This window comes from bacterium (genome assembly GCA_021372515.1).
GTDB lineage: Bacteria > Gemmatimonadota > Glassbacteria > GWA2-58-10 > GWA2-58-10 > JAJFUG01.
Genome location: JAJFUG010000016.1, coordinates 1 through 25,106, shown reverse-complemented (window position 1 = coordinate 25,106; position 25,106 = coordinate 1). Strand labels below are relative to the sequence as shown.

General features: G+C 63.4%; 24 protein-coding genes and 1 tRNA gene. All 25 read left to right on the top strand.

Going from position 1 to position 25,106, the window contains the following annotated elements; genetic code table 11:
- Nucleotides 1–21: 21 nt before the first annotated feature.
- The 25 genes from LLH00_01450 (at nt 22) to LLH00_01330 (ending at nt 25,106) form a co-directional block, all read left to right on the top strand.
- The gene (locus LLH00_01450) at nt 22–3,594 is read left to right on the top strand and encodes a hypothetical protein (GenBank protein ID MCE5269931.1); all 3,573 of its coding nucleotides are present in this window, start codon (nt 22–24) and stop codon (nt 3,592–3,594) included.
- Between the two features lie 50 nt (nt 3,595–3,644).
- Nucleotides 3,645–4,793, top strand: coding sequence for a PorV/PorQ family protein (locus LLH00_01445; protein MCE5269930.1), 1,149 nt, complete (start codon nt 3,645–3,647; stop codon nt 4,791–4,793).
- Nucleotides 4,794–5,104: 311 nt separating this feature from the next.
- On the top strand, nt 5,105–5,812 hold the full coding sequence (locus LLH00_01440) for a hypothetical protein (GenBank protein MCE5269929.1): 708 nt from the start codon (nt 5,105–5,107) through the stop codon (nt 5,810–5,812).
- Nucleotides 5,813–5,825: 13 nt separating this feature from the next.
- Nucleotides 5,826–6,341, top strand: coding sequence for a hypothetical protein (locus LLH00_01435; GenBank protein ID MCE5269928.1), 516 nt, complete (start codon nt 5,826–5,828; stop codon nt 6,339–6,341).
- 164 nt (nt 6,342–6,505) lie between these two features.
- Nucleotides 6,506–7,702, top strand: coding sequence for an FprA family A-type flavoprotein (locus tag LLH00_01430; GenBank protein MCE5269927.1), 1,197 nt, complete (start codon nt 6,506–6,508; stop codon nt 7,700–7,702).
- Between the two features lie 128 nt (nt 7,703–7,830).
- A complete protein-coding gene (gene nifU, locus LLH00_01425) occupies nt 7,831–8,682 on the top strand; it encodes a Fe-S cluster assembly protein NifU (GenBank protein MCE5269926.1) in 852 nt (283 codons plus the stop codon).
- Nucleotides 8,679–9,845, top strand: a complete 1,167-nt coding sequence (gene nifS / locus LLH00_01420) for a cysteine desulfurase NifS (GenBank protein MCE5269925.1) — start codon at nt 8,679–8,681, stop codon at nt 9,843–9,845. Before nifU ends, nifS begins: the two co-directional genes overlap by 4 nt.
- 88 nt (nt 9,846–9,933) lie before the next feature.
- Nucleotides 9,934–10,749 (top strand): bifunctional DNA-formamidopyrimidine glycosylase/DNA-(apurinic or apyrimidinic site) lyase, encoded by an 816-nt coding sequence (gene mutM / locus LLH00_01415; GenBank protein MCE5269924.1) that lies wholly within the window; start codon nt 9,934–9,936, stop codon nt 10,747–10,749.
- 205 nt (nt 10,750–10,954) lie between these two features.
- Nucleotides 10,955–11,467 (top strand): thiol peroxidase, encoded by a 513-nt coding sequence (tpx, locus tag LLH00_01410; GenBank protein ID MCE5269923.1) that lies wholly within the window; start codon nt 10,955–10,957, stop codon nt 11,465–11,467.
- A gap of 395 nt (nt 11,468–11,862) precedes the next feature.
- On the top strand, nt 11,863–12,465 hold the full coding sequence (locus LLH00_01405) for a superoxide dismutase (GenBank protein MCE5269922.1): 603 nt from the start codon (nt 11,863–11,865) through the stop codon (nt 12,463–12,465).
- Between the two features lie 159 nt (nt 12,466–12,624).
- Nucleotides 12,625–12,846, top strand: coding sequence for a heavy-metal-associated domain-containing protein (locus LLH00_01400; protein MCE5269921.1), 222 nt, complete (start codon nt 12,625–12,627; stop codon nt 12,844–12,846).
- A gap of 35 nt (nt 12,847–12,881) precedes the next feature.
- Entirely contained in the window at nt 12,882–15,134 is a 2,253-nt protein-coding gene (locus tag LLH00_01395; GenBank protein MCE5269920.1) for a heavy metal translocating P-type ATPase, read from the top strand.
- 411 nt (nt 15,135–15,545) lie between these two features.
- The gene (locus LLH00_01390) at nt 15,546–15,977 is read left to right on the top strand and encodes an Rrf2 family transcriptional regulator (protein ID MCE5269919.1); all 432 of its coding nucleotides are present in this window, start codon (nt 15,546–15,548) and stop codon (nt 15,975–15,977) included.
- Entirely contained in the window at nt 15,961–16,746 is a 786-nt protein-coding gene (locus tag LLH00_01385) for a 4Fe-4S binding protein (GenBank protein MCE5269918.1), read from the top strand. The genes LLH00_01390 and LLH00_01385 overlap by 17 nt, the downstream gene beginning before the upstream one ends.
- Nucleotides 16,747–16,756: 10 nt before the next feature.
- Complete coding sequence (locus tag LLH00_01380) at nt 16,757–17,059, top strand: nitrous oxide-stimulated promoter family protein (GenBank protein ID MCE5269917.1); 303 nt, start codon at nt 16,757–16,759, stop codon at nt 17,057–17,059.
- 131 nt (nt 17,060–17,190) lie between these two features.
- The gene (gene sufB, locus LLH00_01375) at nt 17,191–18,603 is read left to right on the top strand and encodes a Fe-S cluster assembly protein SufB (GenBank protein ID MCE5269916.1); all 1,413 of its coding nucleotides are present in this window, start codon (nt 17,191–17,193) and stop codon (nt 18,601–18,603) included.
- A gap of 47 nt (nt 18,604–18,650) precedes the next feature.
- On the top strand, nt 18,651–19,961 hold the full coding sequence (sufD, locus tag LLH00_01370) for a Fe-S cluster assembly protein SufD (GenBank protein MCE5269915.1): 1,311 nt from the start codon (nt 18,651–18,653) through the stop codon (nt 19,959–19,961).
- Nucleotides 19,958–20,272 carry a non-heme iron oxygenase ferredoxin subunit gene (locus LLH00_01365; GenBank protein MCE5269914.1) on the top strand — a complete coding sequence of 105 codons (315 nt, stop codon included), beginning with the start codon at nt 19,958–19,960 and terminating at the stop codon, nt 20,270–20,272. Before sufD ends, LLH00_01365 begins: the two co-directional genes overlap by 4 nt.
- A 25-nt stretch (nt 20,273–20,297) precedes the next feature.
- On the top strand, nt 20,298–21,095 hold the full coding sequence (gene sufC / locus LLH00_01360) for a Fe-S cluster assembly ATPase SufC (GenBank protein ID MCE5269913.1): 798 nt from the start codon (nt 20,298–20,300) through the stop codon (nt 21,093–21,095).
- A 41-nt stretch (nt 21,096–21,136) separates the two neighbouring features.
- Nucleotides 21,137–22,378 (top strand): SufS family cysteine desulfurase, encoded by a 1,242-nt coding sequence (locus LLH00_01355; protein MCE5269912.1) that lies wholly within the window; start codon nt 21,137–21,139, stop codon nt 22,376–22,378.
- Between the two features lie 2 nt (nt 22,379–22,380).
- Nucleotides 22,381–22,836: an SUF system NifU family Fe-S cluster assembly protein gene (locus tag LLH00_01350; GenBank protein ID MCE5269911.1), complete on the top strand. Its 456-nt coding sequence runs from the start codon at nt 22,381–22,383 to the stop codon at nt 22,834–22,836.
- The gene (locus LLH00_01345; protein MCE5269910.1) at nt 22,823–23,140 is read left to right on the top strand and encodes a metal-sulfur cluster assembly factor; all 318 of its coding nucleotides are present in this window, start codon (nt 22,823–22,825) and stop codon (nt 23,138–23,140) included. The genes LLH00_01350 and LLH00_01345 overlap by 14 nt, the downstream gene beginning before the upstream one ends.
- A gap of 178 nt (nt 23,141–23,318) precedes the next feature.
- Complete coding sequence (locus LLH00_01340) at nt 23,319–24,734, top strand: sodium:solute symporter family protein (protein MCE5269909.1); 1,416 nt, start codon at nt 23,319–23,321, stop codon at nt 24,732–24,734.
- Entirely contained in the window at nt 24,731–24,922 is a 192-nt protein-coding gene (locus tag LLH00_01335) for a hypothetical protein (GenBank protein MCE5269908.1), read from the top strand. The genes LLH00_01340 and LLH00_01335 overlap by 4 nt, the downstream gene beginning before the upstream one ends.
- Nucleotides 24,923–25,029: 107 nt before the next feature.
- A tRNA-Arg gene (locus LLH00_01330) sits at nt 25,030–25,106 on the top strand.

Sequence of the window (25,106 nt, the reverse complement as noted above, 5' to 3'; positions counted from 1 at the left end):
GATCAGCCAAAGGAGAACTCAATGCAGAACGGTTTCAGAAGAATCCTCAGGGCGGTCGCGCTGGTGACGGTCGCTCTGTCTCTGGCGCTGCCGCAACTGGCCGGCGCCAGGAAGCCGGGTGACACCGGCAAGTTCAAACGCGCCGGGGATACGGACCTTTCCGTTATCAGCCGCATGTTCACCACGACGAACAGCATCATATTCGGCCTGGACAACCGGGGCAACCTGGGTAAAGACCCCGGCGGAAGTTCCACCACGGGTGGCGGTTTCTGGCGCGCCCGCACCGATCAGTACGTGTTCCAGTCCGGCCTGCACGTGGCCGGTATCTTCGATTCTGACGGTGACGGTGTCTACCAGGACACGGTGGAAACCGAATCGGTGTACGATGAGGAATGGCGCGAGGGCAAGGCCTCCAACAGCCAGGACGATCCCGCCAACCGTCTGTATTCCAGCACGGTGGCCGCGGACCTGACCGCCTGGCCGGCCGAGTTCCGCGGCGAGGACGGCGAGCCCAAGGTTTTCGGCCAGCAGGACATTGTCACTTTCTACACGGACATCGGCGGCCCGGTCAATCCGGCGGCTGGCTCGTTCCGTCTGGGGGTGGAGACCTATCAGCGGGTCAAGCTCTTCTCCGTCACCTCGCAGAAAGACATCATGTATGTCGAGTGGCGTTTCAAGAACGTCTCCGACTACGTGCATGACGATATCAACGGCGACGGCGCGGTGGATGTCCAGGGCCCGTACCTGATCAAGGACATGCTGGCCGTGGTCAACACCGACTTCGATATCGGCGAGGCGGATGACGACCGCGCCGGGGTCTCGCCCAAGCTGAACATGGCGATCTACTGGGACAGCGATTTCTCGGAAGCCAATTTCACCAACCCGGTGGGTTTCCTGGGGATCAAGTTCCTGGACAGCCCGACCCAGGTCGGCCGTCCCCCTGACGGGATCGACAACAACGGCGACGGGGTGGTGGATGAGGAGGGTGAGCCCAACCGCATCGGCCTGACCGGTTTCACCATCACCACCAACCGCGGCGGCCCGCGCGAGGACCCCAACACCGACGCCGAGGCCTACCGGATCATGATCAACGCTCCGGGCGAGGTCACCGAGCCGCACTGGGACCCGAGCGCCGACCTGATCATCTCGGACTTCCAGGACGACCTGCGCGCCCGTCTGCTCACCGGCCCGTTCGACCTGCCGTTCGACGGGAAGTTCCAGAAAGTGGAAGTGGCCTACCTGCTGGCCGAGCCGCTGCGCAACCCGCCCAACGTGGATGACATCACGTTCGAGGGCGAGCTGAGGCCCCTGGCCGGTCTGGCGCAGACCGTGCAGAACACGTTCGACACGAATTTCAACCTGCCCTCCCCGCCGGTCAGCCCCAACCTGCGGCTGATCGAGCGCGACGGATCGGTGGTGGTGACCTGGGACGATCTGCCCGAGAAAACCCCGGACCCGTTCTACCCGGTAAGCCAGGTGCCGACCAACCCGGACGGCACACCGGCGGCCACCTATAACCCCGATTACCTGAAGTACGATTTCCAGGGCTACCGGGTCTACCGTGCGCTGACCTCGGACCCCAAGTCCGCGATCCTGGTGGCGCAGTTCGACAAGGCGGACGGGGTGACCACCTCCTCGGCCTCCTACGTGACTCAGGAAGGCGTGGATGTGAACGGCGACGGGGTGCCGGATTTCCCCAGCACCACGGTCGATCCGTTCGATGTCGGCTTCAAGGGCGATGACGATGTCAAGGACACCGGCCTCAAGTACATCTTCGTCGACCAGGGCCAGGGCCTGAGCAACAAGATCGGCCTGTACAACGGCGTGCACTACTACTACGCGGTCACGGCTTTCGACTACCAGCCCACCAACACGGGCCAGGAGTCGCTGGAGTCGGGCCTTCAGCTGATCTCGCTGGACAAGAACGGGATCAACACCCGCGAGGGCACCCCGCGCACCTCGGCCAACGGTTACATCGCGGCCAGCGTGCAGGGCACCAGCCAATTGTATCCTGACGGCTCCACGATCGGCGAGCCGGGCACGATCAACCTGGACGCCGACGGGATGCTGGAAGCGGGCGTGACGCAGCCGGCCGCGACCAACGGCCTGTCGATCACCAACGTGACTATCGCCAACGGCGATCCGGCGCTCCTGCCCAAATCCCTGTATTTAGTCGTCGACAGCGTGGTGAACACGCCCGAGGACTTCGACCCCGCGATGGGGTTCTACCACGATGCCCAATGGGACATCCACCTCCACGCCGAGGACGGCAACCACAACCAGTTCGGCGCTACGATGGTCAGCAGCATGGGCAAGTACGACCCGTGGGGCGATGACGTGGAACTGAGCGGCTCACTGCCGATCAAGACCCAGGGCAGCGTTGTCGCCAGCCTCGATTTCTCGCTGTGGGCCGACAACTGGAACGGCTTTGTCTGCCAGCCGATCCAGATCGGCGGCCACATGGCCTACGAGAACGTGCGCCACGGCCATCAGCGCACCGAGCTGACCGATTATTTCTGGGATTCCTACGGTTTCGCAGCTTTCGCCTACAACTACGGTGTAGGCGAGAAGGAAGCGATGACGATGCTGGCCAACGCCCTCAACATCGGCCACATCTACGCCGGCACCCGCACCGCCGACATCGAGGTCAAGTGGGTGGACGCCGGCGGCGGCGACCTGACCCTGCAAGTCTACGACGAGTCGAACAAGGTACCGGTGCAGTTCAACCAGTTGCCCAACGACGGCTGGGGTTTCGTGCCGAAAGACAAGAGCGCGCTGGACATAACGGTCGACCATCAGACCGCGCACGAGATGTTCGACGTGATCGAAGGCACCGAGGTACCGGGCGAAGAGCTGATCGCCCAAGAGGTCACCCTGGCCGACGGCAGCAAGCAGCCCTACGCCGTGGATGACGGCGTGCGCCGCAATCTCTACCTGGTGAGCAAGCTGAGCCAGGCGCTCAAGCCCTCCGATTTCGACGAGGCAGGCCGCGAGGTCCAGGACCCGGAAACTGAAGAAATGGTGCCGTACGGCGACGGGGTGGCCGATTTCACCGGCACCCAGGACCTGGACCTGTATGTCTGCGGCGTGATGTTCCAGGTCAACGGCATCACCGCACTGCCCGCGGCGGGCGATGTCTGGAAGATCAGGATGCGCCAGGGGGTGGACGCCTCGCAGAACCCGTATCGCGGCGGCACGGATTTCCCCGGCGCTTTCAACTACGACCACCGCAAGCCGGTGGCCGGCAGCCGCTGGCTGGTGTCGCTGAAACCCGACACGCTGAACCTGGCCGAGCGCGACCTGAGCCGCATCCGGGTCGTACCCAATCCGTACATCGCCTCCAGTCCGCTGGACCTGACGACGAACGATGTGGAGCTTCATTTCACCAACCTGCCCGGAGTCTGCACGATCCGGATCTACACGGTGGCCGGTCACCTAGTCGATATAATCGAGCACACCGACGGCACCGGGGACACGATCTGGAAGGTGCGTTCCCGTTTCAACCAGAAGATCGCCAGCGGGTATTACATCTACCACGTTGAGGATCATGAGACGGGCCGGAAGCACATGGGCAAGTTCGCCATTATCCACTGAGTCCGTCCGGCAATAACGGACTGTAAATTGCCAGCATGATGGAGGACAAGATGCGCTTTAACATAAATAAAGGCTACATCCTCAGCCTGGTGGCAGCCCTGGTCATACCCGCGGCGTTGTCGGCCGACAGCGGGTCGACTCTGACCAATCCGCTGCGTGGCCGGGTGGCCGATTTCTCGAGTGTCGGTAACCGCGCGGCCGAGTTCCTGACTCTGCCCGTGGGCGCCCGGGGTATCGCCATGGGCGGTGCTTTCGCCGCCCAGGCGGACGATATCTCGGCGGTTTACTGGAACCCGGCGGGGGTGGCGTTCATCGAGGGCCCGCAGGTGTTTTTCAACCATGTGGACATGCCCCTGGATTTCTCGTTAGACTACACCGCCGGGGCGATGCCCCTGTTGGACGGCCGCCTGGTCCTGGGTGGCTTCTTCGGAATCCTCAACATCGCCGAGGAGGAGATCACGACCATCGAGTCTCCGGACGGCACCGGGGCGTACTACGACGGTTACAGTCTGCAGTACGGGGCCACGCTGTCGTTCAATTTCAGCGACCGGTTCTCGGCCGGCATCAATGTCAAGGGTGTGCGCGAGTCGATCTACCAGATGAGCGGAAACGCCATCGCCTTCGACATGGGCACCAACTATCACACCAACCTGTTCGAGAAGCCGGTCCGGGTCTCTTTCGTCATCTCGAACCTGGGGAGCAACATCCGCCTGTTCGGCGAGAACCTGTTCATCCAGATCAAGCCGCAGGAAATTTACAGTGACCGTCTGATGGACGGGGCCGGCAACCGGATTTTCCATCGTGACAACCGGAACGCCTATTACAGCACCAGCCGGTTCAGTCTGCCGACCAGCTTCATGGCCGCCATGGCCATGGATGTCTACAGCTCCAGTGACATGCGCTGGACCCTGGCCGGCCAGTTCGCCGAGAACAACTACATGCCCACCTCGTTCGCGGTGGGCACCGAGCTGGCCCGCACGATGAGCTCCCGTTTCTCCGGCGCCCTGCGCTGGGGCTGGAGCATCGAGCGGGATGAGGTGGGCCTGGACGGCGGCGATCAGATGCGCGGCCTGAGCGCCGGCGGCGGCATCGAGTACCGTATCTACAAGGACATCGCCCTGGCCGTGGACTACGCCTACCGTGACTGGGGCCGTCTGACCCAGAACCATGTTTTCACCCTGTCCTGGAAGATGCAGTGATCTTTCAGGTGGCTTGAGTAAAACCGGCCGGGGCCCTGCCGATACGGGGCCCCGGCTTTTTTCCGCTGCCTGTGAAACAAAGCGGCATTTTGCGAGTTAATTCCCTGCGTGAGGCCCGGCGCCTCTGTCCGAAGGCCCCGAGCCGAGCGTTGCACGGCCGCCCGAGTTGACTTGATTTTCCTGCCGAGCTATCTTTAGGTTGATCCCAGAGCGGAACCGCGTTCCTGAAATCCCGGAAGCGGGTGAGGACCCCCAGCTCCGGCCACTCCCAAATTACACTGAGATATCCGTCATTTCCGGGAGCACTCTCAATGGACCGTATGGAACAGGATGAACTTCAAAAGCACGATGGAGTGGAGGGCAACAAGGCCTATGTCGCTTTCGAGGGCCGGATTTACGATGTCACCGAAAGCCGGCTCTGGAAAAACGGAAAGCATTTCAAGAGCCACCAGGCCGGCCGTGATCTGACCGCCGCGCTGAAAGCCGCCCCGCACGGGGCCGAGGTGTTCGGGAAATTCACCTCAGTGGCCGAGATCGGGCCGCGCGAGGCGGCCCCGGCCACCACTATGGCGATGAAAACCCCCTCGCGCCTGGTCTCGCGCATTCTGGATGAGCACCCGCACCCCATTTCGGTCCACTTCCCGATCGCCCTGTGCATCGCCGCCTCGCTGTTCACTTTCCTTGGCCTGGTCACGCCGCTGCCTTACATGGTCGAGGCCTCCTACTACAACCTGATAGTGGCCGCCCTGGGCACTCCGGTTTCCATCGCCACCGGGCTTTTGAGCTGGTACTACAACTACAGCGGGATCTGGACGCATATCTACCGGATGAAGACTTTCCTGTCGGTCCTGCTGGTGTTGCTGCTGGGGGTGGCGTTCGGTATTCTGTTCCTGGCCCTGGACGGCGTGCTGGCCGGCCACGGGCTCTGGTACTGGGCCTACAGCCTGAGCGTGCTGGCCCTGGCCCCCACGGTGGTTGGCCTGGGGTATTTCGGTGGAAAAATAACTTTCCCCTCCTGACCGGGAGAATGCAATGGATAAGGAAGTTGTCAAACAACTGGAGCGCATGATCGAGGTCGTGGTGCGCAGCATCCCCAAGGAGCGCCAGGCGCATGACGCTTTCCTGACCACGGCCCAGGAGGCCCGCTCGGAGATGATCCAGGTGCTGTTCTCCCGCCTGGCCGAGCAGGAGGAGCAGCACGAGGCCAAGCTGAGGGCGGCCCTGGAAATCCTGCAGCAGGAGCTGAACGACGCCCGCGGAAAGCCTGTGGCCATGGGGGAGGGCTCCCTGGCGATCCACTCCGAGGACATGCCGGAAGAGGAAAAATGCCGGGACGTCGAAAAAGTGATGGAAGTGGTGATGCGGATGATCCCCAAGGAGCGCGCCGCGGCCGAGCTTTACTCCAGCACCGCCTCCTCGGCCAGCCGTGAGCTGACTAAAAAGCTCTTCGAGATGCTCGCCGCTCAGGAGCAGGAGCACGAAAACAAGCTGATAGCGATCCTCGACCTGCTGAAACAGGAGATGAACCGGATCAAGTGCCGCCGCTGATGCGGCCTGCCGTTGATCGGGTCATCGAGGGGGGCGTTTTTTCGCTTTTGTTATGGATAAAACCTTTCATTCTCATAATCCGTTTCCTGGCCCTGCCAGGAGCGGATGGACGAAGGGGAGAGCTTTCTCCCGCAGGTGGATTAAACAGATAAGGACTGTCACAAATGCGAGCACGCAAAATAGCAGATGGAATCCACTGGGTCGGAGTGATCGACCCGGACCGCAGGCTGTTCGAGGAAATAACTCCGCTGCCGGATGGGACGAGCTACAACTCGTACCTTGTGCGCGGCAAGGATAAAACTGTGCTGATCGACACCGTGGAGCCGGAGTTCAAGTCCATATTGTTCGAGCGTATCGACGACGCCGGGGGGAAGGATATCGATTACATCGTGTCCAACCACGCCGAGCAGGACCATTCCGGCTCGCTCCCCGCGGCCCTGGAGCGTTTCCCACGGGCCAAGGTGCTCTGCACGCCCAAGGGGCGCAACATGCTGCTCGACCTTCTGCCCCTGGACCCCGAGCGGATCGAGACCGTGGAGGACGGCCAGACGCTCGACCTGGGCGGGCGCACCCTGGAGTTCATCCACGCCCCCTGGGTGCACTGGCCCGAGACCATGTTCACGTACCTGCGCGAGGAGGGGATTCTTTTCTCCTGCGACCTGTTCGGCTCGCACCTGGCCACGAACGACCTGTTCGTGACCGACCGCTGCCGTCTGCTGGAGTCGGCCAAACGCTACTACGCCGAGGTGATGATGCCGTTTTCCGGTCCGGTGCGCCGGAACATGGAAAAAATCCAGGACCGCACGATCAACATCATCGCACCCAGCCATGGGCCCCTGCACGATGACCCCGGGTTCATCCTGGACACCTACCGCGACTGGGCTGGCGAGGAGCCGAAAAACCTGGTGGTGGTTCCGTATGTTTCGATGCACGGCAGCACCAAGAGCATGGTCACGCGCTTCATCGAGTCCCTGGTCTGCCGCGGCGTGCGGGTGGAATTCTTCAACCTGGCCGAGACCGACACCGGCCGTCTGTCCATGGCCCTGGTGGATGCCGCCACGGTGGCGTTCGGCTCGCCCAATATCCTTAACGGCATGCACCCCAAGGTGGTCTACGCCGCCTACCTGGTCAACGCCCTGCGGCCCAAGGCCCGTTTCGTGTCGATGATCGGCTCGTACGGCTGGGGGGCGAAGATGGAGGACCAGCTCCACGGGTTGCTTAAGGGGCTCAATATAGAGATGCTCGACACGGTCCTCACCCGCGGCGCGCCCTCCGAGCAGGACTTCACCTCGCTGGATTTTCTGGCCCAGACCATCGCCGACCGTCACGCCGCTGTCTGTGCCGACTGGAAGAAAAGCTGAGCGGCATAGCTTCGGAGTCTGCGCGCACCTTGAAAAAAGAATGGCAATCCTTTTCAAAACCTGCACATTATATTATACTGAAATCATTGTGATTCCCAGTTAATATTACGTGCAGAGGGAGGCGAGAGATGTGGGATTATACCGATAAAGTGATGGACCATTTCCGTCATCCGCGCAATGTCGGATTCATCAAGGATGCGGATGGGGTGGGGGAAGTGGGGTCGATGGCTTGCGGGGATGCTCTGCGCCTGATGTTCAAGCTGGATGAACAGGGCCGGATCGAGGATGTCAAATTCCAGACTTTCGGCTGCGGCAGCGCTATCGCCTCGGCCTCGGCCCTGACCGAGATGCTCAGGGGTAAGACCCTCGAAGAGGCGGAAAAGCTTACCAACCAGGACATAGCCGAATTCCTGGGCGGGCTGCCCGAGCAGAAAATGCACTGCTCCGTGCTGGGCCGCGAGGCCCTGGAAGCCGCTATCGAAAACTACCGCAACGGCACTATCGGCCAGGTGCAGCTCGAGGGCCGGGTGGTTTGCATCTGCTTCGGCGTGACCGAGGAGAAGATCGAGCGGGCGATCCGCGAGAACGGCCTCAGCACAGTGGACCAGGTGACCAACTACACCAAGGCCGGCGGCGGCTGCGGCGGCTGTAAGGATGAGATAGCCCAGATACTGGAGCGGATCAACGGCCACCTGGCGGTGAAAGAGAGCCAGCCCGAGGTGTCCAAACCCAAGCGCAAGTTGACCAACATTCAGAAAATCCAGCTTATCCAGGAAACAATTGACCGCGAGATCCGCCCCGAGCTGAAGAAGGACGGGGGGGATGTGGAACTGGTGGACGTGGACGGGGACAAGGTGATCCTCTCGCTGCGCGGCAGCTGTGTGGAATGCCGGGTGGCCCAGTTCACGCTCAAGACCCTGGTTGAACCCAAACTGAAGTCCTTCGTCTCGGAGGACCTGGTTGTGGTGGAGGCAAAGTGAGCCGTACAGTCTATCTCGACAACAATGCAACGACAATGATCGCCCCGGAAGTCGTGGCGGCAATGCAACCCTATCTGACCGATTTCTACGGCAACCCATCGAGCATGCACAGTTTCGGCGGGGGCGTGCGCCGTCAGGTGGACCAGGCCCGCGCCAGCGTGGCCGCCCTGTTCAACGCCACGCCCGAGGAGATCATTTTCACCGCCGGCGGCTCCGAGGGCGACAACCAGGCCATCCTGGGCACCCTTGAGCTCTTGCCATCGAACAAGCGGCATTTCATCACCACCCGGGTGGAGCACCCGGCCGTGCGCGAGGTGGGCCATTACCTGCGCGACCAGCGTGGCTACCGTCTGACCGAGCTGCCGGTGGACAGCGACGGCGCTCTGGACCTGGAGCAACTGGAGCGCTCGATTGCCGAGGACACCGGCCTGATCAGCGTGATGTGGGCCAACAACGAGACCGGGGTGATCTTTCCCATCGAGAAGATCGCGGCCATAGCCAAGGCGCGTGGGGTGCTGTTCCACACGGATGCCGTGCAGGTGGCGGGCAAGCTGCCCATCGACCTGAAAAAAATCCCGGTGGACCTGCTGTCCATGTCCGGCCACAAGATACACGCCCCCAAGGGTATCGGCGCGCTCTACGTGCGCGAGGGCACCAAGATCAACCCGCTGATCCACGGCGGGCACCAGGAGAACGGCAAGCGGGCCGGCACGGAGAACGTGCCCGGGATCATCGGGCTGGGACGGGCGGCGGAGCTGGCCCTGGACGGCATGTCCGAGGAGAGCGGGCGGGTGCGCGCCCTGCGTGACCGTCTGGAAAAAGGCCTCCTGGCCAGTTGCACGGACTCGCGGGTCAACGGCAGGAACCGTCTGCACAACACGCTCAACGTGAGCTTCGAGTTCATCGAGGGCGAGTCGATCCTGCTGATGCTGGACGAGTACGGAATTTGCGCCTCCAGCGGCTCGGCTTGCGCCAGCGGCTCCCTGGAGCCCAGCTACGTGCTGCGCGCCCTGGGCATACCGTTCACCGCGGTGCACGGCTCCATCCGTTTCAGCCTCAGCCGCTACACCACGGATGAGGACATCGACGCAGTGCTGGAGCGCATGCCCGGGATCGTGGACCGCCTGCGCGAGATTTCCCCGTTCGTGCAGAAAGAGGCCTGACAAGGGCTTTTCTCTCTTACATGAATGAATCTCTCAAGCGCCCGGAGTCCGCGGGCGCTTTTGTTACCGGTACGTTCGAGGAGGGCGCATGCCCGAGCTTCCCGAGGTGGAAACAATCGCCCGTCAGTTGGCACCGCACTTGGAGGGGCGGGTGATCCGGTCGGTGGAGGTGCTGGACAGAAAGCTGGACAGTCCTGCCCTGGGCCAGTTGGAGGGGCGGAGGATAGTGCGGGTGCACCGTCTGGGCAAGCAGGTGCTTATGGAGATGTCCGCGTTGTCGGGAGCGGACAGCCCGCTCTGGTTGTGTTTTCACCTGCGCATGTCGGGACGGCTGATCATGGACGGCTGCCAGGGGGGGCAGAAAGAGAAGCACCTGCGGGCCAGTCTGCACCTGGACCGGGGAACCTTGCATTTCTACGACCTGCGGCGTTTCGGCCTGATGCGGGTGGCGAACTCACCGCGCGAGGCCGTGCCCGGCGGGCTGGACCCGCTCACTCCGGAGTTCACCACGGAGCGCCTGGCTGCGATGCTGGCCGGAGCACGCGGCGAGATCAAGCCCTGGCTTCTGCGCCAGGACCGTCTGGCCGGGATCGGCAACATCTACGCCTCCGAGATCCTTTTCGACTGCCGGATCAACCCGCGCCGCGCCCCCGGCTCGCTGAGTGCAGAGGAAATCAAACGTCTGCACGCCTCGACAGTACGGATCCTGAAACTGGCGATTGAAAACTGCGGGACCACGTTCTCGGATTTCCAGGACTCGCGCGGCGAGAGCGGCTCGTTCCAGAACCTTCTTGCGGTGTACGGCCGTGAGGGTGAGCCCTGCAAGGCCTGCGCTCGTCCGATCACCCGGATCGTGCAGCAGCAGCGCAGCACTTTTTTCTGCGAGTCCTGCCAGCGCACCTGAGGGAGGGCCGGAAAAGAAAAATGTGGATTTATTGGTAAATATTTGCCATCCACACTTGACAGCCGCCCGGTCGCAACCTTAGCGTTGAACAGAGGTGCGGAACAGAACCCGAGGCTGGGCCCGGGTGAGGTTCCGGCCGGAAATCAACCCGGATCGGCGGCTCTGGCCGGCCGATACGCATGCACAATCCGACAGGAGACTTGAAATGAGTGAAAGAAAAGGTGCGGTAACCTTCAAGGGTAATCCGCTGACACTGGTGGGCAATGAGATCAAGGCCGGAGACAAGGCCCCCGAGGTCAGCCTCTGGACCACCGACCTGCAGGAAATGAAAATCTCGGACCTCAAGGGCAGCCTGGTCGTGCTGAGCGCGGTTCCCTCGCTGGACACCCCGGTCTGCAACCTGGAGACCAAGCGTTTCAGCAAGGAGGCGGCCCGCCTGGGTGATGTCCGGTTCGTCACGGTCAGCCGGGACACCCCCTTTGCGATCAATCGCTGGGCCAACACCGAGTGCATCGAGAACCTGCTGTTCCTGTCCGATTTCCGCTGCGGCGAGTTCGGCCAGGCCTACGGTATCCTGATCAAGGAGCTGAGCCTGCTGGCCCGCACCGTGTTCGTGATCGACAAGACGGGGGTGGTGCGCTATGTGCAACTGGTGCGCGAGGTGGCGGATGAGCCGGACTATGACGCCATTCTGGAGCAGCTGAAAAAGCTTTCCTGATCTATTCCGGTAGAATCGATTCTCAAAGGGGTGGGACCATGTGTCCTGCCCCTTTTTTCTGCGAATAATTCTCATAGATGCAGTTAATCCGCACGGGCCGTGAATCCTGCAAAAATAATTTCCATCCGCTCTTGACAAGGCCGCTGTCCGCTCTTATATAGATATTGTAACTCATTCTCAAAAAGAGATTGTCATTGCCACAGGCCGAGGGGTCCGGAAAACCGCCGGGTCGAACTCCAGGGCCTCAATACGGAGCCGTACCGATGAGCACATCTATTGACCGTCGTTCATTCCTGAAACTGGGCTTCGCGGCCGCTGCTCTGGCCGCCTCGGCCACGGCTGTCCGCAGCGGGCGGGCGGCTCAAATGCAGGGTTCAACAACAGGGGGTAATAAAATGGCAGCATTTCAGGTGCCGGCGCTTCCGTACGCAGCGGACGCGCTCGAGCCGTACATCGATGAGCAGACCATGCGTATCCATCACGACAAGCACCACCAGGCCTATGTGGACAAGCTGAACGCCGCGCTGCAGGGTCACCCGGAGCTGCAGTCCAAGAGCGTGGAGGACCTGCTGCGCGATCTGTCGGCTGTGCCCGAGGCTATCCGCACCGCGGTGCGCAACCACGGCGGCGGACATGCCAACCACTCGTTCTTCTGGCCGTTGCTCAAAAAGGATGTCGCCTATGGCGGCCCGGCGGCCGAGGCGATCAACAGTACGTTCGGCTCGCTGGATGCGTTCAAGGAGAAATTCACGGCCGCGGCGGCCGGGGTGTTCGGCAGCGGTTGGGCCTGGCTTGTGACCTCGGGCGGCAAGCTGGAGATTGTCGCCACGCCCAACCAGGACAGCCCGCTCAGCCAGGGCAAGACCCCGGTGCTGGGCGTGGATGTCTGGGAGCACGCCTATTACCTGAAGTACCAGAACCGCCGTCCCGAGTACCTGGCGGCGTTCTTTAACGTAATCAACTGGGACACGGTCAACGAGAACCTGAAAAAGGCGTAGGACTGGGCGGGGATATAAAGTGCTCGGGTTCTCCTGCGGGGCTTTCGCTTACAGCGGAGGCCCCGCATTGTTTGGAGGTGCAATCCGGGGCGTGATTGCATTATATTCAGAAGGAATGCTTGAGGCCCTGAAAAGTAAAATTCAGCCAGGAGACTTAAGATGCCGGTCGAGACTTTGGAACTCGGAGTGAATGGAATGAGTTGCGGCCACTGCGCCGCGCGCGTGGAGAAATTCATCCGTCAGCAGGTGCAGTCGGTGGAGGATGTGAAGGTGGACCTGGAGGGCCGCAAGGTCACGGTCCGCTGTGATACCTCCAAGGCTGGAGTGAAAGAGATCGCCGCCGCGGTCGAAGCGGCAGGCTACAGTCCGGTCCTGCCGTAGCGTTGAGGCTTGAGACTGAAGAAAAGAGAGAGAAGATGGCTGAGCGGGATGTGGAGATACCGATCCTGGGGATGCACTGCGCCAACTGCGTGGCGCACGTGGAAAAGGCCCTGACCGGCGGCAAGGTGCCGGGAGTGCTGGCGGCCTCGGTCAACCTGGCCAGCGAGAGCGCCCGGGTGCGTTTCGACTCCGCGCGCCCGGACCTGGAGGCCCTGGCCGCGGCGGTGGAGGAGGCGGGCTATCAGGCCGTGCTGCCACGGGCCGATGAGTCCGGGGTGGATGGAGATACCGAGCAGGCCGCGCGCGAGGCCGAGCGCCGCGCCCGGCGGCGCGAGCTGGCCGTGGGCCTGGCGTTCACCGCGCCGCTATTCTTGCTCGGGATGTTTCGCGACATGCCGCCTTTGAGCGCCATGTCCGGCGCACCCTGGTACGACTGGCTGCTACTGCTTCTCGCCACCCCGGTGCAGTTCTACACCGGCGCCCTGTTCTACCGCGGGGCCTGGCACGCCCTGGCCGACCGGACCTCGAACATGGATGTCCTGGTGGCCCTGGGCGCCTCGGCGGCCTATTTCTATTCTCTGGCGGTGCTGCTGCTGCCCGCCCATGCCGGAGCGCACGGGGTCTATTTCGAGACCTCGGCCATGATTATCACCCTGATCAGCCTGGGCAAATACCTGGAGGCCGGGGCGCGCGGGCGGGCCTCGCTGGCGATCCGCGCCCTGATGGACCTCACCCCGCGCGAGGCCGCGGTCCTGGAGGCGGACGGCACGGAGCGCAAAGTCCCGGCCGGCAGTGTCACGCCCGGGATGCTGATCCTGGTGCGCCCCGGGGAGCGGTTCCCGGTGGACGGCACAGTGGAGCACGGCGAGAGCGCGGTCAACGAGAGCATGCTCACCGGCGAGCCGCTGCCCGTGGACAAGAACCCAGGTAGCATCGTGTTCGGCGGCACGGTCAACGGCCAGGGACTCCTGACAGTGCGGGCCACGGGAGTGGGGGAGAGCACCGCCCTGGCGCAGATCGTGCGCCTGGTGCGCCAGGCACAGGCCGGCAAGGCCCCGATCCAGCGCCTGGCCGACCGCGTGGCCGCGGTGTTCGTGCCGGCGATTATAGTTATCGCCCTGCTCACTTTCGCGCTCTGGTGGTCTATTGGCGGGCAGTTTGTCCCGGCCATGGTGCGTCTGGTGGCGGTGCTGGTTATCGCCTGCCCCTGCGCCCTGGGCCTGGCCACACCCGTGGCGGTCATGGCCGCCGGGGGACGGGGGGCCAATATCGGCGTGCTGTTCAAGGACCCGGCCTCCCTGGAGCGCGCCGCGCGCCTGGACACTCTGATTTTCGACAAGACCGGCACCCTGACCCGCGGCGAGCCGGTGCTGGCCGAATGGCAGACCCTGGGCTCGTTCGAGCCGGAGCGGGTGTTGCGTTTCGCCGCCGCGGTCGAGAGCGGCTCGGAGCACCCCCTGGCCCGGGCAATCGTACGGGGCGCCCGGGAGCGGAACATCGCGTTCAACCGTCCTGAAAAATTTGTCTCAGTGAGCGGCCAGGGCGTGGAGGCTCTCTGCGAGGGAACCCGCGTGCGCGCCGGCAAGCTGGAATGGGTGTTCGGGGGAGGCGCACCGGGGCGGGACATCGAGTCCCTGGCAGCGAAACTTTCCGACCGCGAGGGCACTGTGGTGGCGCTCAGCCTGGATGGCGCACCGGCGGCGCTGTTCGCCCTGTCCGATCAGATCAAGGAAAACGCCGGGCCGACTTTGGACCGGATCCGCGCCCTGGGGATACACACCGTGCTGGTCACCGGTGACTCCCGTCCCGCGGCCCGCGCCGTGGCCACCGCGGTTGGGATCGAGGCTGTGGAGGCCTCGGTGCTGCCCGAGCGCAAGGCCGAGGTGGTGGCCTCGTTCCAGGCCCGCGGACGGGTGACCGGGTTCGTGGGGGATGGGATCAACGACGCCCCGGCCCTGGCGAAAGCGGATGTTGGGATCGCCATGGGCACGGGTACGGATGTGGCCCTGGAGGCCGGCGATGTCACCCTGGTGGGCGGCGAGCTGGCCGGTCTCTGGCGCGCGGTTGTCCTGGCCCGCGCCACATTGAAAGTGATCCGCCAGAACCTTTTCTGGGCCTTTTTCTACAACCTGGCCCTGATCCCGGCCGCTGCCGGGGCCCTACACTGGATGGCCTGGCTGCCCGCTTTCCTGCGCGACCTTCACCCCATGCTGGCCGCCGCGGCCATGGCCGCCTCCAGCCTGACTGTCGTGGGCAACTCGCTGCGCCTGTCCCGCCTGAGGTTCTGATACCTGCCCCCGGCTTCCGCGGCTGAGTAAAAACAGTCTCTGACCGACGGAGCGGGACAGATTTCCCTGCGATTTTAAAAGATTCTCTGCAGGGGCGGACACATGGGTCCGCCCCTGCATCACTGCAATTAATCCGGATTGAACAAATACTCGTTCTGGGGTACGGCGCACTGTGCCCATTCTTTCTGCGCCCGCCTGAATCACAGATGGCACAGATAAAGGCCTGATCGCGCAGAATAAGGCAACATCAGAAGAATCAACGTTTTGTGTAGGAGCACGGCATGCCGTGCCCATCTGCCTCAAATAAACCGTACAAAACTCTCCAGTAATCTTGACATTCCTTCCCGGCGGCTTTACAATAAATAGGTACTTGAATACCGAAATAAAAAATCACCCTTGGAGCAAAGTATTATGGACATGCTCAGGTTGTCGGAAGCAGCCTCGCTGGCGCTGCACACAATGGTGTTCCTGTCCGGTCATCCGGAGGGCCAGGCCTCGGCGCGCGAGATCGCGCGCGACCTGAATGTCTCGGAGGCCCACCTGGCCAAAGTGCTGCAGCGTCTGGCGCGCTACGGCCTGGTCAACTCGGTGCGCGGGCCAAAGGGGGGGTTCAGTATCGCGCCGGGACGGGACAACGCCACACTGTTAGACATCTACGAGGCGATAGAGGGCCCTATCCCGGACCGCAAATGCTTGCGCAGCACCAGTATCTGCACCGGAAAGCACTGCATTTTCGGGAACCTGCTGGAGGACGTGAACAAGCAGGTCAAGGACTACATGGCCGAGACCAGCTTGCCCGACCTGGCGGAAACATTCGGAGGTAGAGTTGAGACAGTCTCGTAGCGTGATCCGGATCGACGAGGATCTGTGCAACGGCTGCGGCCAGTGCGTGACCGCCTGCGCCGAGGGCGCGATACAAGTGATCGAAGGCAAGGCGCGCCTGGTCAGTGAGACTTACTGCGATGGTCTGGGGGCCTGCCTGGGGCACTGCCCGCAGGGGGCGATAACCGTTGAGGAGCGTCCGGCCGAGGCGTTCGATGCAGAAGCGGTCAAGACACACCTGGCGGTGCAGGCAATTGCATCGGCTGCGCCGAAAGCCGAGCCAAAAGTGGCGAGCCACTTCCAGGGCTGCCCAGGTTCGTTGGCGCGGATGCTTCAAGGTGGCGAGAGCAAGACGGATGGGCGGTCACCCCGGGAAGCCGGAACCGGCAAACAGCCATCGCAACTGCGCAACTGGCCGGTGCAGCTCAAGCTGGCCCCGCTCAGCGCGCCCTACTACCAGGGGGCGGACATTCTCTTGAGCGCCGACTGCGCGCCGTTCTCGTACGCCGATTTCCACGGCAGGTTCCTGGCTGGCAAGCTGGCCCTGGTGGGCTGCCCCAAGCTGGATGAGGTGCAGCTCTACGAGAGCAAGCTTAGCCAGATCCTGGCCGGCAACGCGGTCCGTTCGCTCGAAGTGGTCTACATGGAGGTGCCCTGCTGCACGGGCCTGGCGTTCATGGCGCGACGGGCGATCCAGGCCACGGGACGGGATATCCCGCTGCGCCTGACCCGGATCGGCATCCGGGGCGAGATACTCGAAACTGTGGACCAGCCCAGGGTGGCAGTCTGATGGAGGTGGGATGCCGGGAGCGAAAGAGCGTGAGTTCGAGACCCTGAAAAAGTTCGTGACGGTCTACTGCGAGAACCATCACAGCCGGGCCGAGGGAGAGGCGGTATGTGGCGATTGTGGGGAACTGCTGGAATACGCGCGGGGGCGGCTGGGAAAATGTCCCTACGATCCCAAGCCCAAGTGCAAGGACTGCCCGACCCACTGCTACAACCCACGGTACAGGCAGCGGGTGCGCGAGGTGATGAAATTCAGCGGGATGTACTTTGTGAAGCGGGGACGGGTGGACTGGCTGGTTAAGTACTTTATGAGTTGAAAGAGATATGCATTTGAAGGGCTGTAGTCGTGGTTGATTGAGAATGAATATCCGTATCGAAAATGTTTGAGGTCATCTGTCAGTTGTCCCGGTGCATTCAACCGGTCTAAATATGCTGGAGGTGAGATACGATGAGCACTCAGACCCTGACCCTCGACCCGAACGGCAGCTATGCCGAGAAGTGGGGCTGGAGCGATCCCGAGCAGTACGTGTTCAAGCCGAAGAGGGGCTTGAGCCGCGAGGTGGTCGAGGAAATCTCGTTCATGAAATCCGAGCCGGAATGGATGCGCGCGTTCCGTCTCAAGGCTCTGGAGCGCTTTGTCACCAAGCCGATGCCCACTTGGGGAGCGGACCTGAGCGGGATCGATTTCCAGAACATCTTCTATTTCCTGCGCGCCACGGACAAGCCGGGACGCTCCTGGGAGGAGGTGCCGGATGCGATCAAGCGCACTTTCGACCGTCTGGGCATCCCCGAGGCCGAGCGCAAGCACCTGGCCGGCGTGAGCGCACAGTACGAGTCCGAGGTGGTCTACCACCGCATGCAGGAAAGCCTGGAGAAACAGGGGGTCCTGTTCAGCGACATGGACACCGCGCTCAAGAAATACCCGGATATCGTAAAGAAGTATTTCGCCACCGTGATCCCGATGGGCGACAACAAGCTGGCGGCGCTCAACAGCGCGGTCTGGTCGGGCGGCTCGTTCATCTACGTGCCGCCGGGCGTGCGGGTGGATGTGCCGTTGCAGGCCTATTTCCGGATCAACGCCGAGAACATGGGCCAGTTCGAGCGCACCCTGATCATCGCGGATGAAGGCTCCTACGTGCACTATGTAGAGGGCTGCACCGCCCCGGTCTACAGCGGCGAATCCCTGCACTCGGCCGTGGTTGAGCTGATCGCCCTGCCGCATGCGCGTATCCGCTACACCACGATCCAGAACTGGTCGAACAATGTCTACAACCTGGTGACCAAGCGGGCCGTGGCCGAGGAGGGTGCGGTGGTGGAGTGGGTGGACGGCAACCTGGGATCCAAGGTTACGATGAAATACCCCTCGGTGATCCTGAAAGGCCGCAAGGCGCACGGGGAGGTGCTCTCCCTGGCTTTCGCCGGGGCCGGGCAGCAGCAGGACACCGGGGCCAAGATGATCCACCTGGCGCCCGAGACCAGCTCGCTGATCGTGTCCAAGTCGATCTCCAAGGACGGCGGCCGGACGAGCTACCGCGGGCTGGTCAAGGTGGAGAAAGGCGCGCGCGGGGTGAAAAGCAACGTGCGCTGCGACGCCCTGCTGATCGACGACCACTCGCGCTCGGACACCTATCCCTACATGAACATCAACGAGGAAGAGGTGGAGATCGGGCACGAGGCCACGGTGGCCCGGATCGGGGATGAGCAGCTTTTCTACCTGATGAGCCGCGGCCTGAGCGAGGAAGAGGCAGGGGCGATGATAGTGCGCGGGTTCATCGAGCCGATCACCAAACAGTTGCCGATGGAGTACGCGGTCGAGCTGAACCGTCTGATCGAGCTACAGATGGAAGGCTCTGTAGGATAATGTGATGGCTACGATACTTAAACCAATAAATGAAGTGGAACTTTATCATGACAACTACCGGACTGATGGATGACAAGCTGGAGGCGCTGGCGCTGAGCGGCCCCGAGTGGCTGGCCGATATCCGCCGCCAGGCCTGGGAGCGCTATCAGAGGCTGGAGCTTCCAGACAGCCGTGACGAGTATTGGCGCTACACCGACCTTAAACTGATCGACCCCGGTGAGTTCCAGTCGGCGGAGGCCGATACGGCGACGCCGGTGGGCGCCATGCCCGACAAGGCCCGCGCGGCCCTGGCCCTGGCCGGGACCGGCTCCGCCGGGCGGATAGTGCATGTGGACGGTAAGCCTCTCACCTCCGAGCTTTCCGAGGAGGCACGCCGCGCCGGGGTGATCCTGACCGATATCGAGACCGCAGCGCGCGAGCATGAGGCCCTGCTGCGGCCGCGCCTGGGCCGTCTGGTGGGCGCGAACGATCTGTTCACCAGTTGGAGCCTGGCTCTGCACCGCGGCGGCACGTTCCTGTATGTGCCGCCCGAGGTGGAACTGAGAATGCCGCTGCAGTCACTGCACTGGCTGAGCACCGCAGGCGTGGCGCACCAGCCGCGCACTGTCGTGATAGTGGACCGCGGGGCGCAGGTGGTGTTCAACGACATTTATGCTTCGAATCCCTTGGAGGCCCCCACCCTGGTCAACCCGGTGACCGAGCTGTACGCCGGGGCCGGCTCGACCGTGGGCTGGGTCACCTGGCAGGACTGGGGCGCGGGAGTGCGTCAGGTGGCGCAGGTCAAGGCGCGCCTGGCCGAGCGCGCCGCGCTCAACACGCTGCTGGTCACCCTGGGGGCCGATTACTCGCGCACCTGGAAAGAGTGCCAGCTCGCAGGCGAGGGCGCCGAGAGTATCATGCTCGGCCTTTATTTCCCGCGCCGCGAGCAGAGGTTCGAGCACTGGACCGTGCAGGACCACGCCGCGCCGCGCACCAAGAGTGACCTTCTGTACAAGGGCGCTTTGGCCGACCGCGGGCGGGCGGTCTACTACGGCACGATCAAGGTGCGGCCCCAGGCCCACGGCACCGATGCCTACCAGGCCAACCGCAACCTGACCCTGAGCCCCGGCGCCAAGGCCGACACCAACCCGCAACTGGAGATCGAGACCAACGATGTGCGCTGCACGCACGGGGCCACGGTGGGCAAGGTCGACCCGGAGCAGGTGTTCTACCTGGCCTCGCGCGGTATACCGCGCGCCGAGGCCGAACGGCTTCTGGTGTTCGGGTTTTTCAACGAGGTGCTGGAGCGTGTGAAGTGGTCGGGCATGCACGAACTGCTGGCCGGGGCGATCCTGGCCAAGCTGGAGGAGGGGGCATGAACTGGGTGAAAGCCGCAGCGGTGGGTGAGCTGGAGGAGAACTCGGCGAAACGGGTGCAGGTGGGCGAGCAGGTAGTGGCCCTGGTGAACAGCGGCGGAAAATACTACGCGCTGGATGACTGCTGCACGCACGAGGAGGCGAGCCTGTCCGAGGGGTTCGTGGAGGAGGGCCGCATCGAGTGCCCGCGCCACGGCGCACTGTTCGACCTGGCCAGCGGAGAGCCGCTAAGCCTTCCCGCCACAAGTCCGGTCGGAGTCTGGACAGTCCGGGTGGAGGGACACGATATTCTGGTTGGTATGCCGGCTAAATGAAAATATATTTGAGGAGTGAACGAAAATGAGCGAGAAACTGCTTCAGATAGAGGGCCTTCACGCCAGCGTGGAGGGGAAGGAAATCCTGCGGGGCCTCGACCTGGAGGTGCCGCGCGGCCAGGTGCACGCCCTGATGGGCCCCAACGGCAGCGGCAAGTCCACCCTGGCCAACGTGCTGATGGGCCATCCGGCCTATGAGGTCACCGCAGGGAAGATACTGTTCAAGGGCGAGGATGTGACCGGGATGAGCGCGGATGAGCGCTCGCGGCTGGGGATGTTCCTGGCGTTCCAGTACCCGGTGGAGATCGCGGGGGTCTCGCTGCTCAATTTCCTGCGCACCACGCTCAATGCGCACCGGGAGAAAGATATACCCATCCGCGAGTTCCGTGCCCTGGTGGATGAAAAGCTCAAGCTCCTGGGCATGGATGCGGCTTTCACCAGGCGCAACCTGAACGAGGGGTTCAGCGGGGGCGAGAAAAAGCGCAACGAGGTGCTTCAGATGGCCCTTCTGCGTCCCGAGCTGGCGATCCTGGACGAGACCGACTCGGGGCTCGACATCGACGCCGTGCGGGTGGTGTCCGGGGCGGTGAACGCCCTGCGCGGGCCCGAGACCAGCTCGCTCGTGATCACGCACTACATGCGCATCCTCAACTACCTGGACCCGGATGTGGTGCATATCATGCTGCAGGGACGGATAGTCAAGTCCGGCGGCCCCGATCTGGCCCACGAGCTGGAGGAGAAGGGCTACAATTCGATCCGCACCGAGTTCGGCCTTGAGACTGAAGCCGAGGCGGAGAGCGAAGCCGAGAAAGCGGTGGTCTGATGAGCGGGCAGTTGACAGTTCCCATGCCGGACAGAAAAGCGCTGGATATCACGGCGCTGCGCCTTGAGTTCCCGGCCCTGGGGCGCGAGGTGAACGGCCACGGTCTGGTCTACCTGGACTCGGCCGCCACCTCGCAGAAACCGCGCCGGGTGATCGAATCGCTGACCCGGTTCTATGAGCGTCACAACGCCAACCCGCACCGCGGCGTGCACACCCTGGCCGAGGAGGCCACTGCGGCCTACGAGGGTGCGCGCGCCCGGGTGGCTGCGTTCGTGAACGCGCCCGCCCCCGAGGCGCTGGTGTTCACCCGTAACACCACCGAGGCTCTTAACCTGGTGGCGTTCTCCTGGGCCGAGGCCAACCTGCGCGCCGGGGATGAGATCCTGGTCACCGGCTTGGAGCACCACTCCAACCTGTTGCCCTGGCAGCGTGCGGCCGAGCGCAGCGGGGCGGTCCTGCGGGTCCTTCCGGTGGAGGACAGCGGCGCTCTGGCCCTGGATGAGCTGGAGGAGCTGGTGGGCGGACACACGCGGCTTATCGCGTTCAGCGGCATGTCCAACGTGCTGGGCACAATAGTCGACCCGGCCCCGCTGGTAGCCGCGGCGCGACAGGTGGGGGCGGTCACGGTGATGGACGGCGCGCAATCCGTTCCGCACCTGCGGACCGATTTCCAGGCCCTGGGAGTGGATTTCCTGGCATTCTCGGGCCACAAGATGCTCGGGCCCACCGGGGTGGGCGCACTGGTGGCGCGCCCGGAGCTGTTGGAGGCAATGCCGCCGTTCCTTCTGGGCGGAGGCATGGTTCTGGATGTGGGCGAGCAGAGCGCCAAGTGGATCGAGGCCCCGTGGAAGTTCGAGGCCGGCACACCGGCCGTGGCCGAGGCCGTGGCCCTGGGCGAGGCGGTGGCTTTCATCGAGAACCTGGGCTGGGACAGAATTCAGGCGCACGAGGAATCGCTGGTGCGCTACGCCCTGGACTCTTTCGCCCGGATGGATGGCTTGCGCCTTCTGGGCCCCACCGAGCCGGAGCGCCGCGGGGCGGTGTTCTCGTTCGAGCTGCTGGACCGCGCGGGCGGGATCGTGCACCCGCACGATGTGGCCGGGTACCTGGATCAGCTCGGGGTGGCGATCCGCGCCGGGCACCACTGCGCGAAGCCATTGGTGCGGCGTTTCGGGGCGGTGGCGCTCTGCCGGGCCTCGTTCTACCTGTACAACACCGAGGCCGAGGTGGACCTTCTGATCGAGGCCCTGCAGCAGACACGCAAATTTTTCACCGGAGCCTGAAAGTGAGTTACGAGGACCTGTACCAGGAAATCCTGCTCGACCATTACCGCAACCCGCGCCATCACTGCACGGGTGAGATGTCCGGCGAGCTGGTCAAGCATGAGAATCCGCTCTGCGGGGATGAGCTTTCCCTGGCCCTGGAGGTCGACCCCGCCACGGACCGGATCAGCGGCATCTGTTTCCAGGGCCACGGCTGCTCGATCTCGCAGGCCTCGGCCTCGCTGATGACCGAGGCGGTGGAGGGCCTCACCCGCGCCGAGGCGGCTGAACTGGTCGAGCGGGTGCGCCGGATGCTGCGCGGCGAGCAGGATGGTGAGGGCCTTGGCGACATCCAGGCCTTGGAGGGGGTGGCGCGTTTCCCGGTGCGGATCAAGTGCGCCCTGCTGGGCTGGATGGCCCTTAAAGAAGCCCTCGACAACGCGGCCCGGAATGCGGAGGCGGCCCATGGACACTGTTGAGATAGACCCTCGGAAAGTGATCGAGTTCCTCAAGACAGTCGAGGACCCCGAGTTCGCCATCGACATCTACAACCTGGGTCTGGTCTATGATGTAAAGGTGGAGGGCCCCAATGTGACCCTGCTCATGACCCTCACCTCGCTGGGCTGCCCCACGGCGCCACTCATCGAGGATGCGGCCGTGGCCGCGGTCAAGCTGGTGCGCGGGGTGGAGAAAGTCACGGTGGAGTGGACTTTCGACCCGCCCTGGGACCCGGACATGATCAGCGACGAGGGCAAGGAGATTCTCGAATCCTACGGGTACTGAAAGAATGAATACATTGAGATGCAGGGGAGGGTTTTAAACCCTCCCCTACGTTTTTCCGTCTATAAATCATTCAGACTGACCACACTTCGCGTTCCCCTTCGAAAATCTTGTCCTTCCGGCCGGAAAGCCCGATCTTTAGCCTCACTGATTTCTCACCCTGCACGAGGGAGCTTTCCCGGTGCTCTATTTCTGGTCCATCCTGGCCTACCTGTCCCTGTTGATCCTGGTCGGCGCGTTGCGCAGCGGCAAGGTGGAAAGCGGCGAGGATTTCATCGTGGCGGGCCGCAGCCTGAGCGCACCGGTGCTGGTTGGCACCCTGCTCGCCACCTGGATCGGTTCGGGCTCGCTGTTCGGCGGGGCGGGCCTGGCCTACGAGAAAGGCTGGCCCGCGCTCTGGTTCGACGCCGGGGTGTGGGTGGCGATAGTGGCGCTCTATTTCCTGGCCGGACGGGCCCGGGCCCTGGCGCTCTTCACGGTGCCCGATATCCTGGAGTTGCGCTACAACCGCTGGGCGCGCGCTCTGGGGGCGCTGGTCACGGTGGTGGCCTACACCGCGATAGTGAGCTACCAGTTCCGCGCCGGAGGGCTGGTGCTGCAGTTCGTGGCCGGGGTGCCGCTGGAGCGCGGTATCGCCCTGACCGCGGCGTTTGTGATCGGCTACACGGTGCTGGCCGGGATGCTCTCGGTGGCCTACACGGATGTGGTGAACGGCATTGTCATGCTGGCCGGGTTTGTTCTCGCCCTGCCCCTGCTCTGGTTCCACGCCGGGGGCTGGGAGGGCCTGCACGCGGCCCTGCCCCCGGAACGGTTCCAGGTGTTCGGCGAGCTGCACCCGCTCCAGGCGCTGGGCTACTCGTTCTCCACGCTGCTGCTCCTTCTGGGCGAGGCCGGGATGTACCAGCGCTTTTTCTCGGCCCGGGATGAGCGCACGGCGCGGGTGGCGGTGCTGGGCTGGGTCGGCTCGACCATCTTTATCGAGAGCCTGATCGTGGCCCTGGCCGTGGCCGCCAGCGCCCTGTTCGCCGGGATCGAGCCGGAGAAAGCTATCCTGTACGTGGTGCGCGACGGCCTCCCGCTCTGGGCCGGCTGTATCTGTCTGGCCGCGGTGGTGGCGGTCATTGTCTCAACCGCCGACTCGTTCCTGCTGGTGCCGGCCACCAGCCTGATGCGGGATGTCTACCAGCGCTTTATCGACCCGCAGGTGGGGCGCAAGCGGTTCCTGCTCTACTCCCGTCTGGCCGTGGTGGTCCTGGGCCTTGTCGCCTGGGCGCAGGTGCGCTATTTTGAGCGTGTACTGGAAATGGCGATCTACGCCTACACCATGTACGGCACGGGCCTGACCCCGGCGCTCATGGCCGCGTTCCTCTGGAAGCGGGCCACTGCCGCGGGCGGGGTGGGCTCCATCGCCGCGGGGATGACAGTGACCGCGGCCTGGGAGATCGCCGGCCATCCCTGGGGCGTGCCCACGGTCTACCCGGCCCTGACCGCCTCGCTGACCTGCCTGGTCGGACTGAGTTTGCTTACCCGGAGCCAAGCCACTGGAAAAAGCCTGGATGAGCTGATCGAGGAAAACCGTCAACGGAGCCAGTCATGAGTTCGCAGCAATCGGAGAAAGCCGAAATCACCCGCCTTCTGTGCGACGCCATCTCGCAGACCGTGCGCCAGTACGCCGAGCAGCACCCCGGGACCCAGCTCGGGCTTGAGGATATCCGGGAGATACTGGTCAAGATCATCGACTACCTGGACATCACCGATATCACCGGATTCTCGCACTGGAAATAGGGGGGTGCGGCAGGAATAGCTTGTCGCTGCGGCGCTTTGGCGTTATTTTATGCCTGCCGGGATGTGCGAGCCGGCAGGCCGTTAGCAGGCAATGACGAAAACCGAGCGCCCTCTTAGCTCAGCTGGATAGAGCAACTGCCTTCTAAGCAGTAGGTCGCGCGTTCGAGCCGCGCAGAGGGCGCCA